A 16,959-nucleotide genomic window follows, 5' to 3' on the forward strand; every position below is an offset into this window, starting at 1 on the left:
CCCGCAATACGGTTCAGTAGCGGGCGGCGTACGGGTAGAGGTCCATTCCCACCATGGAGCTGATGCTGGAGACGGTGATGCCTTCCTGCGGATTCAGCGCCTGCACCACCTGACCGTTTCCGAGGTAGATGGCCACGTGGTAGAAATTCGGAGCCGAACCCCACACCAGGAGATCGCCGCGGCGCGCCTGGGAGATCGGGACGTGGATGGGGGCGGCAGCGTACTGCTGGGACGCGGTGCGCGGGAGGTACTTTCCGGCTGCGGCGAAGGCGTTCTGCACCAGGCCAGAGCAGTCAAAGCCATACACGCCGGTACCGCCCCACTGGTAGTAGTACGGGGCGCCGACCTTCCCCAGGGCGACGGAGATCGCTGTCTCGTAGGTGCCTGCGCCGGTTGACGGGGGCGCCGGGGCGGGAGCAGGCGCGGCCGGTGCCGGTGCGGGGTCGGCCGGAGCAGGGGCCGGGGCCGGGGCAGGCGCAGCGGGGGCGGGGGCCGCGGGAGCAGGCGCGGCCGGTGCCGGTGCCGGTGCTGGAGCGGCAGGCGGCTGGGCTGGTACCGGGGCCGGGGCAGCCGGTGCCGGAGCGGCAGGAGCAGGTGCCGCGTCCTGGGCCGTCGCGTTCCGGGGCGGGGTGTTCTGCGAAGCGGCCTGGTCCTGCACCGCTTTGTCCTGCACCGCTTTCTCCTGCGCGGCCTTGTCGGCAGCGGCAGACAACGCCGCAAGCCGGGCTTCTTCACGCTGCTTCTCCAAGGCATCCACCCGGGCCGATTCCAGCGCCACGGTGGTGTTGCGGAGCTGCGCCAGCTGGTCCACCAGGATGGTCCGCTGCGCTTTCGCGTCGGACACGGCCTTGGCCTGCGCGGCGTTGGCATCTTCGGCCTGGGACTTCCGCTGTTCGGCGGTTTTCGCAGCATCGTCAGCGGCTTTGGTGGCATCGTCGGCGGCTGCCGTCAGGGAGCGGTACGCGGTGGCCGCCGCATCCGCAGCTTCAAAAGCGCGGCTCCGGCTGGCGGACAGGGCTTCGAGGGTGGCGGCCTGCTGCAGGCTGTCCCCGCCGCCGGCCAAGGTTCCAAGCGTCGGGTTCAGGCCGCCGTTACGGTAAAGGTCGCCGGCGAGTTGCCCCACCTGTTTCCGGGTCTTGTCCAGCTGTTCCTTCGCAGACGAGGCCCGGGCGGAGGCTGCGGACGCGGCCTGGGTCCGGTGCTGCAGCTCCACCAGCGCCTCGCTGTAGGAGTTGTTTGCCTGCATCGCCACGGCGAAGGCTGCCTGCTGGGCCGTGGATGCGTCGGCGAGGATGTGCTCGATCGCGGTGACCTGGTCCGCCGTCGCGGTCTCGCTGGCTTTTGCCGCGGCAATGTCCTCCGGCGACGGGATGTCCGGCGACGCCGGAACGGACAGCGGCGCGGAAGGCGCCGGTACGGCTGCTGCGGGTGTTGCGACGGAGGCAAAGAGTACGACGGCGGCGCACAGCACGGCCGTTTTGCGGCCGGATCCGGATAAAACCATGTGCAGAGACCTCGCAACAATTGGGCTGGGAGTGAGGTTCTGGATGCGGCACGACGGTGCCCCTCAGCTGCTCGCCAGCAGTCCGAGGTTACGTGACTGGCTACACATTGGCAACAGGAGTCACATCAATAACATAAACCACAAGAATGTCATTCGTGGCGTTGGTCGAGGGGGCGTGTCGCGCGGCCGGTCGCACGCTGGAGCCGGTTCAGCCCCAGCCCAACTCGTGCAGCCGGGCATCGGAGATGCCGAAGTGGTGGGCGATTTCGTGCACAACGGTCACGGCCACTTCGTGGATCACCTCATCCCGGGAGCCGCAGATCTCCAGGATGGGTTCGCGGAAGATAGTGATGCGGTCCGGCAGGGATCCGGCGTCCCACCACGAGTCGCGTTCCGTCAGCGGCACCCCTTCATAGAGCCCCAGCAGCACGGTGTCCGGATCTTCCCCGGGGCCGGGAACGTAGTCGTCTTCGATGAAGACGGCTACGTTGTCCATAGCGCGGGCCAGGCGGTCCGGAATGCTGTCCAAGGCATCCTGGACGGCGGTCTCGAACTCGTCCGGGGACATCGCGAATCCGGAGGTCGCGTCCGCGGCCGGTTCGTTCGGGGCTGCTCCGTCCGGGCTCGAGGGGACAATCGGCAGGCCCGGTGGCAGGCTGGCTGGCATAGGTCGACTTTAGGCCCGATGCGGGCGGCGCCGCCCGCCGGGCGCCCAGGTCCTGCGCCGGGTCAGGCCGACGCCCGCCAGGCACACCAAGCCACCCGCCAGTCCCCAGGCGGTGGGGATCTCGCCCAGCAGCAGCCATGAGATGAGGACGGTGGTTCCCGGCACCAGGTAGGTGGTGGCCGCCAGCTTCCCGGCATCCACCAGGGACAATGCGTAAGCCCACGTGGTGAAGGCGATGGCGGTAGGGAAGACTCCCAGGTACACCAGCCCCCAGGTGGCCTGCGGCGGGGCGGCCTGTACTTCGGCCACGAGCTGCCCGGCGAAGGGCAGGCAGCACAGGGCCCCCACCACGATGCCGAACCAGGTGGCCTGGGCTGCGGGGAACTTCCGCACCACCGGCTTCTGGACGATGACGCTGACGGCGGCGAGCACCGCGGCAATGAGGCACAGCGCCACACCCGCGAGGTCCGCTGTCGTGCTGCCGCCGGGGGTGCGCGGCTGCCCGGAGCCGATGGCAATCATCGCGACGCCGGCAAAGGCCACCGTACTGCCGATCAGCAGCCACCGTGGAAACCCTTCCTTGAGGACGATGCCGGCCATGATCGCCACCAGGATGGGATTGACGTTGATCAGGAGGGCGCTGGTGCCGGCGTCCAGGATGTGCTCGGCGGCGTTCAGCGCGACGTTGTAGCCACCGAACCACATCACGCCGTAGGCCAGGATGGGCAGCCACTCCCGTCCCCGGGGCACCACGCGGCTCCTGAGCAGTTGCGGCACCACCAGGAGGGCCAGGACGACGGCGGCAACCGCCAGTCTGCCCAACGTCAGGGAGCCGGGGGAGAAATGCGGACCGATCGCGCGGATTCCCACGAATGCCGAAGCCCACAGCAGCACGGTGACCGCCATGGCCGCCACGCCGAGGGCCTTCACCGGGGCGGCTGTGGGAGCTGGGGGAGTGAGGGGTTCGTGCGCGGGGCTGGATGAGGGCATGAACCAAATGTAGCGGCGGCGGCATGGCCCGGCTGGCGGGAATCGGCCATGGAGGTGCGGCGGTGGACGCCCCCGATGCCCCGGTGGGGCTCTACGGTGAGGCAGCCCAGGCCAGCAACTTGTCCACCGGCCAGGTGGTGATGATCCGCTCAACCGGAACGTTGTTCCGGGCCGCCCGTTCGGCGCCGTATTGCAGGAAATCCAGCTGCCCTGGTGCGTGGGCATCGCTGTCGATCGAGAAGAGGCAGCCGGCCTCCAAGGCCAGCTGGATCAGGGCGTCGGGCGGATCCTGCCGCTCCGGCCGGGAATTGATCTCCACGGCAACGTTGTGCTCTGCGCAGGCGGCAAACACTTCCATGGCATCGAACTCCGACGGCGGCCTGGTCCCGCGCGAGCCCTCCACCAGGCGGCCGGTGCAGTGGCCCAGGACGTTGGTCCGAGGGTCGGTGATCCCGCCGAGCATCCGCGTGGTCATGGTCTTGCGGTCGGCGCGCAGCTTCGAATGGACGCTGGCCACCACGATGTCCAGCCTCTCCAGCAGTTCCGGTTCCTGGTCCAGCTCGCCAGATTCCAGGATGTCCACCTCGATGCCAGCCAGGAGCCGGGTGGGTCCGCCCTTGCCGTTGATGCCCGCCACCACGTCCAGCTGGTCCCGCAGGCGTTCGGGCGAGAGGCCGTTGGCGATGGTGAGGTTGGGGGAGTGGTCGGTCAGGGCCAGGTACTCCCTGCCCAGTACCTCCGCGGCGGCCACCATCAGCTCGATGGGGGAGCCGCCGTCGGACCATTCGCTGTGGCTGTGGAGGTCGCCGCGAAGTGCCTCCTGGATGTCCATGCCGCCGGCCGCCAGCGGCTGGGCGCCCTTCTCCCGGAGGTCCGCGAGGTACTCGGGAACCTTGCCGTCCACAGCCTCCCGGATCACCGTATAGGTGCGGTCGCCGATCCCCTTCATGGACTTCAGCCGCCCCGACCGTGCGCGGGAGGCCAGTTCGTCCGGGCCCAGGGCGCCGATGGCGGCGGCCGCCTTCCGGAAGGCCTGCACCTTGAAGGTGGCAGCGCGTCCGCGCTCAAGCCAGAAAGCAATCTCGTTGAGGGCTGCGACGGCATCCATCCGTCCATCTTGGCCCCTGCAGTGGCGGAATGGCGGTGTTTTTGGCCGATTTTGGATAATTCCTGCAGAGGCCCTATAGTTGTTGAGTCCAGTTCGGAGAAACGCAAAGGACAAAGACGAAAAGCCTCGCTTGACGCCTTTTATTTTGTTCCGAACGGGTTCTGGCCCCCATCGTCTAGCGGCCTAGGACACCGCCCTTTCACGGCGGCGGCACGGGTTCGAATCCCGTTGGGGGTACGCAAGGAACTGGTCAGGCAGGCTGAAAAAGTCTGGTAGGCTGGAAGCCTTGAAAAAAGCGGTAGAGATACTGCAAAAGCAAGAAAAGCAAGGCCCTGTAGCGCAGTTGGTTAGCGCGCCGCCCTGTCACGGCGGAGGTCGCGGGTTCAAGTCCCGTCAGGGTCGCTCTGATTGTTGGAAGCAATTCCGGCTCTCATGGTGACTAGTCACCTAGGCTCTGTAGCTCAGTTGGTAGAGCGTTCGACTGAAAATCGAAAGGTCACCGGATCGACGCCGGTCGGAGCCACCACTGGGAAGCATCAGTTCTTCGGAACTGGTGCTTTTCTTCGTTTAAGGGGTGGAATTGTGCGCCGCCCGCGGCCGGCCCTGAATCCCAACCTCGAACCCTGGCCCAAATGGTCCGGCCCCGCCCACCACTCCCGGTCCGTACGAGCCGGCGCCGCGCACACATCACGTCCTGCCCCCCTCCGCGTGCCAGTCCGACTCCGGCCAGCGTGGCCTGCGAAACATCTGCGTGCGCCGCAAGAAAAAAATCCACGCGGCCACGAAACATTTGACCTGCGCCAAACCGTTGTGGCACGCGCGCGCATTGGCTTGCGTAAGCGCTTGCATCCTACTCGCCGGTAGCCGTTTCGAGGCTGCGAAACAGGGTTTGAAATGGCTGCTGAAAGCCCCATAGCGTGGATCGCGGCCAGGGAAGCATGCTTTCCATGTGCCCGGGGTCCTACCCAGGCCCTGTTGATTCCCGACACACAAAGGCGTCTCCGACGGCACCTGCGGTGTTGCCGGGGCCGCGGACGTTGTCGGGGCAATGGGCACACGCCCGTCTTCCACGAACAGTTACCACTCCGCGAGAAGAGCAACAATGCACAAGCACCCCCAGAACCGGATGCTGCGGTGGCGCCCCGCCGCCGCAGCATTGGCGGCGGCGTTCGCCGCCTCGGCCTTTCTGGCCGTCCCCTCCGCACAGGCCAACGAGCCGTCCGATCCGCCCGCCGTGCAGCAAATGCCGGCACCCGCCCCGGGCTTCCCCCTCCCGACCGGACACACGCAGCAGGCGTTCGATCCGGCGTCGGACTTCACTTCCAAGTGGACCCGTGCCGACGCCAAGCAGATCATGGCCCAGAGCGACTCGACGGTCACCCCGGGTGAAAACTCCATGAGCCCCGACGTCACCATGCCGGAGATTCCCCAGGATTTCCCCACCATGAACGACGACGTGTGGGTCTGGGACACCTGGTCCCTGACCGACGAGAATGCCAACCAGATCAGCTACAAGGGCTGGGATGTCATCTTCTCCCTGGTGGCAGACCGCCATGCCGGCTACGGCTTCGACCAGCGCCACTGGAACGCCCGGATCGGGTACTTCTTCCGCAAGACCAACGCCGACCCGGCCAAGGACAAATGGAACTACGGCGGCCACCTGTTCCTGGACAACACCTCTATCGGCAACACCGAGTGGTCCGGCTCCACCCGCCTGATGCAGGGTGACCACGTCAACGTGTTCTACACGGCCACCACGTTCTACGACATCGCCCAGCGCAATGCCGGTGGCGGCGGAATTGCTCCCGACGCTGCGATCGCGAAGGCCCTGGGCAACATCCACGCTGACAAGAACGGCGTCACGTTCGATGGCTTCCAGCACACCAAGCTCCTGGAACCGGACGGCAAGATGTACCAGACCAAGGCGCAGAACCCCGGCTTCGCGTTCCGCGACCCCTACACGTTCGTTGACCCGGCCCACCCCGGCAAGACCTACATGGTGTTCGAAGGCAACACCGGCGGCACCCGCGGTGATTACAAGTGCAAGGACGAGGACCTCGGCTACAAGCCGGGCGATCCGCGCGCCGAGAACGTCAACGACGTCCAGAACAGCGGCGCCTACTACCAGACCGCAAACGTTGGCCTTGCTGTGGCTGACAACAAGGACCTGACCAAGTGGTCCTTCCTCCCGCCGATCCTTTCCGCGAACTGCGTGAACGACCAGACCGAGCGGCCGCAGATCTTCATCCAGAATGAGGGCGGGAAGAACAAGTACTATCTCTTCACCATCAGCCACCAGTTCACCTATGCAGCCGGTATGCGCGGTCCCGACGGCGTCTACGGCTTCGCGGGCGACGGCGTCCGTTCCGACTTCCAGCCGATGAACAACAGCGGCCTGGCACTGGGATCCCCGACGGACCTCAACCTGGCAGCCAACGCACCGGAGAGCCCGTCCGCGAAGCAGAACGGGCGGCAGTTCCAGGCCTATTCGCACTACGTTCAGCCCGGTGGCCTGGTGCAGTCGTTCATCGACAACGTCAACGGCGTCCGAGGCGGCTCGCTCTCGCCGACCGTGAAGATCAACTTCCGCAACGGCGTATCCCAGGTTGACCGCAGCTTTGGCCGGAACGGCCTTGGGCCGTACGGCTACCTGCCCACCAACGTCAGGGTAGGCGGCGAGGGCCTCTACAAGTAGGCCGTTTTGCACCACCGCCGGTAAGTCCGGCTGTATACCGCCCAGGCGGGGATGTCCTTGGGGGCTTCCCCGCCTGGGTCTTTTTCAACGGGCAACACCTTCGCCGCGGCGGCCCGCAGTGTTTCCGGCGCATCTGCCGCAGGCTGGGGATAGGGTGGAATCAACAGAAGGGGGAGTGCCTGATGGAATACCAGAACCCACAACCCGTGGTACCAAGCCGTCCTGCCGCCAACCCGGTGAAGAATCCGGGGCCGGGACGCACAGTAATCTCCGAAACCGCCGTCGCCAAGGTCGCTGGAATTGCGGCGCGCGCCGTTCCTGGCGTCTACTCCCTTGGCTCGGGGCCGTCCCGTGCACTGGGTGCCATCCGGGACGCCGTCGGAAGTTCGGACCACTCAGCAGGAGTCCACGCGGAGGTGGGCGAAACGCAGGTAGCCGTGGACATCACCCTGGTGGCAAGCTACGGGACCCCCCTGCATTCGCTGGCCAATGACGTCCGCGCCGCCGTTTACCGCGCCGTCGAAGAACTCGTTGGCCTGCAGGTCATCGAAGTGAACGTCGAGGTTACGGACGTGTACGTGCCACCGCCGGTCAAACCGGCGCCGGCGGCTGTGGACCGGGAGGCGTTGCTGTGAACCTCACCGTTGCGGGTACGGCCGTGGGCGCCTTCGTGGCCTTTATGTCACTGCAATTCGGCTTGTGGGGATTCATCGTGTCCCTGCTCTTCATGGCTATCGGCGCGATCCTCGGCCGCGCCGCCGAGGGGAAGCTGGATCTGCGCGGCGTGATCGATGCCATCATCGGCCGGCGTTCGTCCTCATGAGTTCACCAGCGCCCGCTGCGAGTGGGCAGGCGCTCAGCGGCCACAACCGGATCAGTACCCAGGCATTGAGCAGCCTCGCCAAGGCTGCCGCCGCCGACGCCCTGGGCGTGGAGGCGCAGGACGTGCGCGCGGATTGGACGGACGACGACGGCCTGCTGGCTTTGTCCCTCGTCACGCCAATCAGCATCCCGCCTTTGGAGTCGGTGGTGCTTGATCCGGCGCGGGTCCGGGCATCCGGCGGATCCATCTGGGATCGCACGGTCAAAGCCAAGGCAGCCATTCTGGAGTCCGTCTCGGAGCTCAGCGGCTCCAGGCTGAGCCGGGTGGATATCCGCATCAGCGGGGCAAAGATCAGCACAGGAGGACGGGTGCAATGAGCAGCAGCGTCGAAAGCCGCCGTGCAAGGGCTGGTTCCCGGGGGAGCAGCGGGCCGGACATGCGCCGGATCACCTACCGCGAGACGCATTCGACGCGCGCCGCGGTCTCGGTGGTTGCTGCCGCACTGGTCCTGGTGCTGGCCGGTTACGGCGTCCTCGAATCCGGCGTCCATGCCGTCGGGCAGCCTGCCTGGCTGATTGAGCCGCAGGTGGCGGCCCAACGGATCGTTGACCTTCCTTCCGGCGTACCGCCGCTTCTGCTGGGAGCGATCGGCGGTGTGCTCGGCATGCTGGGTGTGATTTTCTTCCTCAACGGGATACTTCCGGGACGGCGGGCGCGCCACCTGTTGGCCGGCGGCCGTCGTGGCGGTTCCTCGGCCGCAGTGGTGGACGACGAAGTCGTGGCTTCCTCGATCGCACGCCGTGCCCGGCTGGCCGCGAACGTCACGCCTGAGCAAGTCATGGTGGTGGTGTCCCAGCGCCAGGTAATGGTGAATGTCCGGCCCACCTCAGGTGTCGCGGTGGACCAGGACCGCGTTCTTGACGCCGTCAGCGATGAACTGGACCAGATGCAGCTGGAACCGGCCCCCGCTGCCCGCGTCAACGTGGCCCCGTCCGGGGTGATCGGCGCATGAACAGCACCCCTGCGCTGCTGAACCGGATCCTCCTCACCCTGCTGGGCGTTATCCTGCTGACGGTGGGCCTGCTGCTGGTCTTGCTGGCAGCTGTGCCCGCAACCGGTCCATGGTGGCACGCCTGGGCCTCCGGGGCATGGGACGGCATCAACCAGGCCTTCAATTCCACCCGTTTCCCCGGACAGCAGGAAAGCTGGCTGTGGATCGCGGTGGCCCTGGCACTGCTGGTCCTGATGGGACTCATGGTGGCCTGGATGGCGCAGCAGGGAAAGGGCCGGGCCAACGTCCTTGCGGCCGCGTACGACCCCGGTGACGTCCCCGGCGATATCCGGATCGGTGGCGGTGTTGCCGAACAGGCACTCAAGCAGGCCCTCGAGGGGCGTCCGGACCTTGCCGGTTCCACCGTCACCACCTATGACGTGAAGGGATCGCCCGCGCTCAAGGTCAGGCTCTTGCCCCGGCAGGGTGTGGCACCACACCTGTTGGCTGCCGAGGTATCAGGGCTCCTGGACGCCTTGGACGCCGTGGTGGGCAAGGAGATTCCCGTCCTCATCCACATCGGTGCAGGGGCGCGGACGCGCTTCAGCCGGGCTGAGCGCGTCCGCTGACCCGCCTGCGGGCCTGCCGGGTCAGTCCTGGAGAAGGTAGACGGTGCAGTCCACGGGAACTTCCCGCATCGATGCCCGGTCGTGGGCCGGTTCAGGCCCGCTGGAGAGCGCTACGCTGTAACCGTCGGGCACGGGCGCGGAGGCGAAGCCCAGGTTGGACAGGACAATGGCATCTCCGTTCCGGAACGCCAGCAGCCCGCTGTCCGGGGCGTGCTCATCTGTCCACTCCACCGTCCCCTTGCCAAGGTGGTGCGCCGACCTGAACGCAATAGCGGCCCGGTAGAGCTCAAGGGTTGAACCCTCCTCGCCGTCCTGCTGGTCCGCAGCCAAGGGTCCGAAGCTGTCCGGCTGCGGGAGCCAGGGCTCGGGCGCCTTGCCGGAGTGCCCGCCGGAGAACCCGAAACCCGGTTCGCCCTGGGCCCACGGCAGCGGGACGCGGCCCCCGTCGCGGCCGATCTCGGCTCCCCGGGTCCTGAAGAATGTCGGATCCTGCCTGGCCGACGCCGGCAGGGTGGTGTGTTCCGGAAGCCCCAACTCCTCGCCCTGGTAAAGGTAGGCCGAACCCGGCAATGCCAGCGCAACCAACGTGGCGGCGCGGGCGCGGGCAAGGCCCAAGGCAGCGTCCGGTTGTTCGTCGCCGGCACCAATGCCCTTCGGGAACGTGGTCGGATCCTTGAGTCCGAACCTTGTGCTGTGCCGGACGGTGTCGTGGTTGCTGAGCACCCACGTGCACGGCGCGCCCACGGACGCGGCCGCTGCCAAGGACGCATTGATGGCGTCAGCCATCCGCTCGGCATCCCAGCCGGCCAGCAGGAAGTCAAAATTGAAGGCCTGTTGCATCTCATCCGGCCTGACGTACCTGGCAAGGCGTTCGGCCGGTTCAACCCAGGCCTCCGCCACCATCATCCGGTCCCCTCCGTACTCGGCCAGGACCCGGTTCCAGTCGCGGTAGATCTCGTGCACGCCATCCTGGTCGAAGAAGGGCGACGGCGGGTACATCGGGGAGACGGCCCGGTGCGGTTCCTCGGCATCGGTGTGGGCGTGGGGAGCGTCACCGGGCAGGTGGCTTTCCCTGCGCGGACCCGTTGTTCCTTCCACCATCGCAGCGGCTCCGTCCCAGTCAGGAAGGCCAGGCTCCTTGACCAGTCCGTGGGCCACGTCCACCCGGAAGCCGTCCGCCCCGCGGTCCAGCCAGAAGCGCAGGACTGAACGCATCTCTTCCTGCACTTCCGGGTTTTCCCAGTTCAGGTCGGGTTGCTTGGTGTCGAACAAGTGCAGGTACCACTGGCCGGGTGAGCCGTCCGGGCCGGTAAGGCGGCTCCATGCCGGTCCGCCGAAGATGGATTTCCAATTGTTGGGCGCCAGTCTGCCGTCCCCCGATCCCGGCACCTCGTCCTTGCCGTCACGGAAGATGTATCTGTCCCGTTCCGGGCTTCCCGGGCCTGCCACCAGCGCCTCCTGGAACCAGGCGTGTTCGTCCGAAGTGTGGTTTGGGACCAGGTCCACGATGACCTTCAGGCCGCGGCGGTGAGCTTCCTGCAACATCGCATCGAAGTCCGCCAACGTGCCGAACAGCGGATCCACTTGGCGGTAATCGGCGACGTCGTAGCCGCCGTCGGCCTGGGGCGACTTGTAGAAGGGGGAGAGCCAGATGGCGTCTACGCCTAGCTCCTTCAGGTAGGGCAGGCGGTGCAGGACCCCCCGCAAATCGCCCATTCCGTCGCCATTGCCATCGGCGAAGGACCGGGGGTAGATCTGGTAGACAACCGCGTCCGCCCACCATGCGGAGGGGACGGAACGGGGCACCGGAACGGACGGGTTGGGCATTTGGTTCCCCTAAGATAACTTTTTGATGTAAACGCTTGCATTCGAGACAGCAACCTTACTAGTGTGATGGTCACCACATCAACCTCACCTAGCAAGCGCACTGTCGACTTACTTGTCACTCAGCGAGGAGCTTCAAGCTAATGAAAACCCCGAGATTCCTGCTTCCGGCCGCCACGGCCGGCATTCTGGCCCTGACATTGTCCGCCTGCGGTGGCGGCGGCGGAGGGGGCACCACCGGCGGGGGAGGCAGCGACGCTGACGCCAACCTCGACGGCCGCGGCCCCATCACGTATGTCCAGGGCAAGGACAACAGCAACGTCGTCCGTCCGCTCATTGATAAGTGGAATGCCGCGCACCCGAATGAAAAGGTCACCTTCAAGGAGCAGACCGACCAGGCCGACCAGCAGCACGATGACCTGGTCCAGCACTTCCAGGCCAAGCAGTCCGACTACGACGTTGTCGACGTTGACGTTGTCTGGACCGCAGAGTTCGCGGCCAAGGGCTGGCTGCAGCCGCTGAAGGACAAGATGGCGATTGACACCAGCGCCATGCTGAAGCCGACCGTGGACAGCGCCACCTACAAGGGCACCCTGTATGCGGCCCCGCAGACCTCTGACGGCGGCATCCTGTACTACCGGAAGGACCTGGTCCCCACTCCTCCCAAGACCTGGGACGAGATGATGAGCATGTGCTCCATCGCCAAGCAGAACAACATCGGTTGCTACGCCGGCCAGTTCAGCAAGTATGAAGGCCTGACCGTCAATGCTTCCGAGGCCATCAACTCCGCCGGCGGTTCAGTCCTGGACAAGGACGGCAAGCCCAGCGTGAACACCGCGGAAGCGAAGGCTGGCCTGGGCAACCTGGCCAAGGCCTACGCTGACGGGAACATCCCCAAGGAAGCCATCACCTACAAGGAAGAGGACAGCCGCCAGGCATTCCAGAGCGGCAAGCTCCTGTTCCTGCGCAACTGGCCCTACGCCTTCAACCTGATCACCACCGAAGGATCTTCGGCTGTGAAGGACAAGACCGGCCTTGCGGCACTGCCGGGCAAGAGCGGCCCGGGTGCGTCCTCGCTCGGCGGCCACAACCTCGCCACCAGCGTGTACTCCAAGAACAAGGCCACCGCACTGGACTTCATGAAGTTCATGACCTCCGCGGAGACCGAGAAGTTCTACGCCACCCAGGGTTCCCTGGCTCCGGTCCTCGGTTCGCTGTATGAGGACAAGGACCTGGTTGCCAAGCTGCCCTACCTGCCGGTCCTGAAGACGTCCATCGAGAACGCCGTACCGCGTCCCGTAACGCCTTTCTACCCGGCTGTCACCAAGGCAATCCAAGATAACGCCTACTCCGCTATCAAGGGAGAGAAGACAGTGGACGCTGCACTTTCCGACATGCAGAACGCCATCCAATCCGCCGGTGCAGGATCGTAGTCCTGCCATGGCAACCGAACTAGGCCCGACGCCGGTCAAGTCACCGGCGTCGGGCGCTGCCCCTGTCCATCACGCGCCCAAGGGCGTAGGGGAAGACAACAGGATCGCGAGCCAGGGCCGCTGGGCATCCTGGCTGCTCGCCCCGACCATCGTGGCCTTGGGCATTGTGATCGTGTACCCCATCGTCAGCGCGATCGTGATGTCCTTCCAGAAGGACGCCGGCCTGGATCCCGCCACCGGCCTGTTCACGGCCGGCGGCTCAGCCGGCATCCAAAACTATGTCAACTGGCTGGCGCAACAGTGTTCGGCGCCTGCCGGCGGTACCGTCGCCTGCCCGCCGGGCACCCTGGGCGGCCAGTTCTGGTCCGCCACTGCCACCACGTTCTTCTTCACCATCGTGACGGTGACGCTGGAAACGGTGCTGGGTTTCTGGATGGCCATGATCATGGCCCGTACCTTCCGTGGCCGGAGCCTCGTCCGCGCCGCCGTCCTGGTGCCGTGGGCCATCCCCACGGCTGTCACGGCAAAGCTCTGGTTCTTCATCTTCGCCTTCGAGGGCATCGCCAATAAGCTGTTCAACACCACCATCCTGTGGACCGGCAGCGAGTGGCCGGCCAAGTGGGCCGTCATCATTGCCGACGTCTGGAAGACCACGCCGTTCATGGCACTGCTGATCCTCGCGGGCCTGCAGATGATTCCGGCCGAAGTCTATGAGGCGGCCAAGGTGGACGGTGCGTCCGCCTGGCAGCGGTTCCGGCTCATTACCTTGCCGCTGGTCAAGCCGGCGCTGATGGTGGCGGTCCTCTTCCGCACCCTGGATGCACTGCGCATGTTCGACCTGCCGTACATCCTCACCGGCGGTGCGAACAACACCACCACGCTGTCCATCCTGGTCATCAACCAGATCAGGCAGGGCTTCAATTCCGCGGCGGCGTTGTCCACCATCACCTTCATCATCATCTTCCTCGTCGCCTTCATCTTTGTCCGCTTCCTTGGGGCAAACGTGGTTGAGCAGAGCGGCGCAACCGGAAAGGGGAAGAAATGACCACGGCAACGGCAGACGCCACCGCGCTGCGGGCGCGCCAGGACAAGGGCCGCAAGAATGCCCAGAACCGGGAAAAGTGGGCCCAGGGCAGGACCTACATCAGTGCCGTCGTCGTCCTGATCTGGTGCCTGGCGCCGGCCTACTGGATGGTGGTCACCGCCTTCCGCGAAGTCGGGTTCACGTACGACACCTCGATCCTGCCCACCCACGTCACCATGGACAACTTCATCACCGCCTTTGATACGTCCTTCGGCAACAGGTTCGGACAGGCACTGCTGAACAGCGTGTTCATCGGCGGCGTAGTAACGGTGGTATCGCTGGTGATCGGCGTGTTTGCCGCCTACGCGCTGGCCCGGTTGAACTTCAGGTTCAAGTACCTGGTGCTCGGCTTCATCCTGGGGGCTTCGATGTTCCCGGGCGTCGCCCTGATCACACCGCTTTTCCAGCTGTTCACCAACATCGGCTGGATGGGCACCTACCAGGCGCTGATTATCCCCAACATCTCCTTCGTGCTCCCGCTGACGGTCTACACCATGACCTCGTTCTTCCGGGAAATGCCGTGGGAGCTGGAGGAATCGGCCCGTGTTGACGGCTGCACCCAGGGACAGGCGTTCCGCAAGGTCATCATGCCCCTGGCGGCGCCGGCGATCTTCACCACGGCAATCCTGGCCTTCATTTCATCCTGGAATGAGTTCCTGATTGCCAGCCAGCTGTCCAGTGACGCAACCCAGCCGGTGACGGTGGCAATCGCCAACTTCGCCGGTGCACAGCCCAACCAGATTCCGTACACGGCCATCATGGCCGCCGGCACCATTGTCACCATCCCGCTGGTGATCCTGGTCCTGGTCTTCCAGCGCAAGATCGTCGCCGGCCTTACGGCAGGCGCGGTCAAGTGACGGACCACGGTTCCCGCCCCCGCACACCAGCGGGGGCGGGCAACCGCAGCCGGCTGGTCAGGTCGGGCGAGGATTTCGACATCATCATCGGCTTCCTTGGTTTCTGGGCGGTGGTCCTCCTGGTGGTCACCGTGTGGATGGAGATCACTGCGCAGCCGGCCATGGGCTGGGCGCTGGGCCTGCTGGCAACGCTGCTGGCCCTTTACGGAATGGTGCGCCTGCGGCGAAAGCTTCCGGCCCGCAAGTAGGAGCATTCACAACAGCGGTCCCCGCCACAGTTACCACTGCCCGGCCGCGGAATGGAAAAATACGAGGCTTGGGGTAGACGCAGGGCCAACCGGCCCTGCGCCGCGCAGGAGTTATGAGGGGACACGGTGGCACGGACAACGGAAAGGTCCCAACGGGGCGGCCACAATGGCGTCAGCATCGAGGACGTGGCGGCGGCCGCCGGAGTCTCAACCGCAACCGTATCCCGCGCCGTACGGGGTTTGCCCCGCGTTTCCCCGGCCACCAGGGAGAAGATCCTCGAAGTCGCGGGGAACCTGGGCTACGTGGCTTCGTCCTCCGCCTCCGGCCTGGCCACGGGACGCACCAAGACCATTGGCGTCCTGGCCCCGTTCGTGAGCCGCTGGTTCTTCTCCAAGGCCATCGAGGGCGCGGACCGGGAGTTGCACGCCCGGCATTACAACCTCTCCCTGTTCAACCTCGGCGGCCATGGCAGCAACCGCGAGCGGCTCTTCAGCAAGACCATGGTCTACAAGCAGATCGATGCCCTGCTGGTGCTCTGCATGGCGCTTAGCCACGAAGAAATCGAACACCTGCAAAAGATCGATATTCCGCTGGTCGTGGTGGGCGGGCACGTCGAAGAATGCCCCTACATCGGCATTGACGACTACGCGGCAGCCTCAACCGCGGTCCGGCACCTGATTGACCTGGGCCACCGCGACATCGCGTTGCTGCACGGCGACGACGAGACCGACCTGAACTTCGACGTCCCGAGGGTGCGCATCCTGGCGTTCAAGGACGTCATGGCCGCAGCAGGCCTTCCCACCCGGCCGGAATGGGACGAATGGGGCGACTTCACGGTGCGCAGCGGCCAGGAAGCCTTCCGCCGCCTCTGGTCCGGCCCAGGGCCGAAGCCGACCGCGATCTTCTGCGCCTCGGACGAAATGGCCATGGGGGTCATCTTCGAAGCCAGCCGCCTCGGCGTCAGCATCCCCGGGGACCTGTCCGTGGTGGGGATCGACAACCACGACTTTGCCGACGCCATGGGGCTCACCACGGTGGGACAACGCCCGGACGAGCAGGCCGAACTGGCCACCAAGATGCTCCTCGACGAACTGGACGGGGACATCGGGTCCGTCCGTTCCGCCGTGGCGCCACATGAACTGATAGTCCGGCGCACCACAGCGCCGCCCAAAAGCTGAAACTGCCTCAGGAGGCGCGGGCAAGCTGCCGGATGGGGATCCAGCGCGAGGCCAGCCTGCGGTAGGCGGCCGCGGCGCCGGTCATGTCGCCCTCAGCCAGGCACTCGATACCCAGCCTGATGTCCATGGGTGATTCGTCCGGGTACACCTTGTCTGCCACGGCACCGTAGTCCAGCTCCACCATGGAGTTCACGTGGAACAGCTCCAGCCATTCGGTCAGCTGTGCCAGGTCGTCAAGCATGTCCAGGTCCGGGGCGGCCAGGGCCAGGTTGGCCACGGCGTAGCGGGCCCGCTCCAACGCATCGGTGATGGGCGCCCAGACGCGGACCGTGAGGATGCGGCCGGCGGCTTCCACCACGTCCTTGCGGTCGGACTCCATGAACAGCGAGAACCAACTGAACGGGATGCCCCAGGTGGAGGCCCGCGTGTGCACGCGGATGGAGCCGTCCCGCGCCTTCACCAGGTCGATCCGCTCCTGGTGCCGGTCGCGTTGCTCCTCAGGAATCAGCAGCTCGGCCAGCGGGCCGTGGATCCCCTCCATCAAGGCATTGGCGGCCAGCCCGGCGCGCAGGACCAGCTGGCTGGGGCAGTACAGCACCACTGGCGCCGTGGCGGCGGCAGCGCCGTCGTCGGCCGTTCCGCCGTCCGGTGCCGGCGCGGTGGTGACGCGCACCAGGTCGGTGCGCCCGGTGGGGAACGGGTCCCCGCCGGAGCGCGTGATCCGTCCCAGCGAGGCCAACAGTTCAGCGTTTTCGACGGCGGCACGGGACGCTGCGCGTGCGCCGGCGGCCTGCAGGGCAGGGCGTTCTTCCGCCGGAAAAGCGTCCAGGGGTTCGTAGACGCGCAGGGTGGAGGAAAAAGGCAGGCCTGCCTGGCCCCGGTAGAGGTTTCCCGTCATGACGGTCTCCTTGGTTGGGCGCAAGGGGC

General features: G+C 66.0%; 17 protein-coding genes and 3 tRNA genes. 14 read left to right on the forward strand and 6 right to left on the reverse strand.

Going from position 1 to position 16,959, the window contains the following annotated elements:
• Positions 1–13: 13 nt before the first annotated feature.
• The 4 genes from ACFVVC_RS14375 to ACFVVC_RS14390 all read right to left on the reverse strand — a co-directional run bounded on the left by ACFVVC_RS14375 (position 14) and on the right by ACFVVC_RS14390 (position 4,269).
• Positions 14–1,504, reverse strand: a complete 1,491-nt coding sequence (locus ACFVVC_RS14375) for a C40 family peptidase (RefSeq protein ID WP_387454426.1) — start codon at positions 1,502–1,504, stop codon at positions 14–16.
• Positions 1,505–1,712: 208 nt separating this feature from the next.
• Complete coding sequence (locus ACFVVC_RS14380; RefSeq protein WP_387454429.1) at positions 1,713–2,171, reverse strand: metallopeptidase family protein; 459 nt, start codon at positions 2,169–2,171, stop codon at positions 1,713–1,715.
• Between the two features lie 9 nt (positions 2,172–2,180).
• Entirely contained in the window at positions 2,181–3,161 is a 981-nt protein-coding gene (locus ACFVVC_RS14385) for a DMT family transporter (protein ID WP_387454432.1), read from the reverse strand.
• 91 nt (positions 3,162–3,252) lie between these two features.
• A complete protein-coding gene (locus ACFVVC_RS14390) occupies positions 3,253–4,269 on the reverse strand; it encodes a PHP domain-containing protein (RefSeq protein ID WP_387454434.1) in 1,017 nt (338 codons plus the stop codon).
• A gap of 164 nt (positions 4,270–4,433) precedes the next feature.
• Here ACFVVC_RS14390 and ACFVVC_RS14395 point away from each other — a divergent pair.
• From ACFVVC_RS14395 to ACFVVC_RS14435, 9 genes are all read left to right on the forward strand, one after another.
• A tRNA-Glu gene (locus ACFVVC_RS14395) sits at positions 4,434–4,506 on the forward strand.
• A gap of 91 nt (positions 4,507–4,597) precedes the next feature.
• Positions 4,598–4,671, forward strand: a tRNA-Asp gene (locus ACFVVC_RS14400).
• Between the two features lie 48 nt (positions 4,672–4,719).
• Positions 4,720–4,795 (forward strand) — tRNA-Phe (locus ACFVVC_RS14405).
• A 576-nt stretch (positions 4,796–5,371) separates the two neighbouring features.
• Positions 5,372–6,964 carry a glycoside hydrolase family 68 protein gene (locus ACFVVC_RS14410; RefSeq protein ID WP_387454436.1) on the forward strand — a complete coding sequence of 531 codons (1,593 nt, stop codon included), beginning with the start codon at positions 5,372–5,374 and terminating at the stop codon, positions 6,962–6,964.
• A gap of 182 nt (positions 6,965–7,146) precedes the next feature.
• Positions 7,147–7,599: an Asp23/Gls24 family envelope stress response protein gene (locus ACFVVC_RS14415; protein WP_387454439.1), complete on the forward strand. Its 453-nt coding sequence runs from the start codon at positions 7,147–7,149 to the stop codon at positions 7,597–7,599.
• Positions 7,596–7,787: a hypothetical protein gene (locus tag ACFVVC_RS14420; protein WP_387454442.1), complete on the forward strand. Its 192-nt coding sequence runs from the start codon at positions 7,596–7,598 to the stop codon at positions 7,785–7,787. The genes ACFVVC_RS14415 and ACFVVC_RS14420 overlap by 4 nt, the downstream gene beginning before the upstream one ends.
• Positions 7,784–8,164: a hypothetical protein gene (locus tag ACFVVC_RS14425; RefSeq protein ID WP_387454445.1), complete on the forward strand. Its 381-nt coding sequence runs from the start codon at positions 7,784–7,786 to the stop codon at positions 8,162–8,164. Before ACFVVC_RS14420 ends, ACFVVC_RS14425 begins: the two co-directional genes overlap by 4 nt.
• Positions 8,161–8,799 carry a hypothetical protein gene (locus ACFVVC_RS14430; protein ID WP_387454448.1) on the forward strand — a complete coding sequence of 213 codons (639 nt, stop codon included), beginning with the start codon at positions 8,161–8,163 and terminating at the stop codon, positions 8,797–8,799. The genes ACFVVC_RS14425 and ACFVVC_RS14430 overlap by 4 nt, the downstream gene beginning before the upstream one ends.
• The gene (locus ACFVVC_RS14435) at positions 8,796–9,407 is read left to right on the forward strand and encodes a hypothetical protein (RefSeq protein ID WP_387454450.1); all 612 of its coding nucleotides are present in this window, start codon (positions 8,796–8,798) and stop codon (positions 9,405–9,407) included. The genes ACFVVC_RS14430 and ACFVVC_RS14435 overlap by 4 nt, the downstream gene beginning before the upstream one ends.
• 21 nt (positions 9,408–9,428) lie before the next feature.
• Here the strand turns inward: ACFVVC_RS14435 and ACFVVC_RS14440 are convergent, their stop codons facing one another.
• Complete coding sequence (locus tag ACFVVC_RS14440; RefSeq protein WP_387454453.1) at positions 9,429–11,234, reverse strand: glycoside hydrolase family 13 protein; 1,806 nt, start codon at positions 11,232–11,234, stop codon at positions 9,429–9,431.
• 140 nt (positions 11,235–11,374) lie between these two features.
• On the opposite strand from ACFVVC_RS14440, the gene ACFVVC_RS14445 reads away from it, so the two are divergent.
• The 5 genes from ACFVVC_RS14445 to ACFVVC_RS14465 all read left to right on the forward strand — a co-directional run bounded on the left by ACFVVC_RS14445 (position 11,375) and on the right by ACFVVC_RS14465 (position 16,032).
• Complete coding sequence (locus tag ACFVVC_RS14445; protein WP_387454456.1) at positions 11,375–12,664, forward strand: ABC transporter substrate-binding protein; 1,290 nt, start codon at positions 11,375–11,377, stop codon at positions 12,662–12,664.
• Positions 12,665–12,671: 7 nt separating this feature from the next.
• Positions 12,672–13,709, forward strand: a complete 1,038-nt coding sequence (locus ACFVVC_RS14450) for a carbohydrate ABC transporter permease (protein ID WP_387454459.1) — start codon at positions 12,672–12,674, stop codon at positions 13,707–13,709.
• On the forward strand, positions 13,706–14,605 hold the full coding sequence (locus tag ACFVVC_RS14455; protein ID WP_387454462.1) for a carbohydrate ABC transporter permease: 900 nt from the start codon (positions 13,706–13,708) through the stop codon (positions 14,603–14,605). Before ACFVVC_RS14450 ends, ACFVVC_RS14455 begins: the two co-directional genes overlap by 4 nt.
• Positions 14,602–14,853: a hypothetical protein gene (locus tag ACFVVC_RS14460; RefSeq protein WP_387454465.1), complete on the forward strand. Its 252-nt coding sequence runs from the start codon at positions 14,602–14,604 to the stop codon at positions 14,851–14,853. The genes ACFVVC_RS14455 and ACFVVC_RS14460 overlap by 4 nt, the downstream gene beginning before the upstream one ends.
• 126 nt (positions 14,854–14,979) lie before the next feature.
• Positions 14,980–16,032: a LacI family DNA-binding transcriptional regulator gene (locus tag ACFVVC_RS14465; protein WP_387454468.1), complete on the forward strand. Its 1,053-nt coding sequence runs from the start codon at positions 14,980–14,982 to the stop codon at positions 16,030–16,032.
• A gap of 7 nt (positions 16,033–16,039) precedes the next feature.
• Here the strand turns inward: ACFVVC_RS14465 and ACFVVC_RS14470 are convergent, their stop codons facing one another.
• The gene (locus tag ACFVVC_RS14470; RefSeq protein ID WP_387454470.1) at positions 16,040–16,930 is read right to left on the reverse strand and encodes a hypothetical protein; all 891 of its coding nucleotides are present in this window, start codon (positions 16,928–16,930) and stop codon (positions 16,040–16,042) included.
• Between the last annotated feature and the right edge of the window lie 29 nt (positions 16,931–16,959).

The sequence above is a fragment of the Pseudarthrobacter sp. NPDC058196 genome, from assembly GCF_042882685.1.
Classification (GTDB): Bacteria; Actinomycetota; Actinomycetes; order Actinomycetales; family Micrococcaceae; genus Arthrobacter.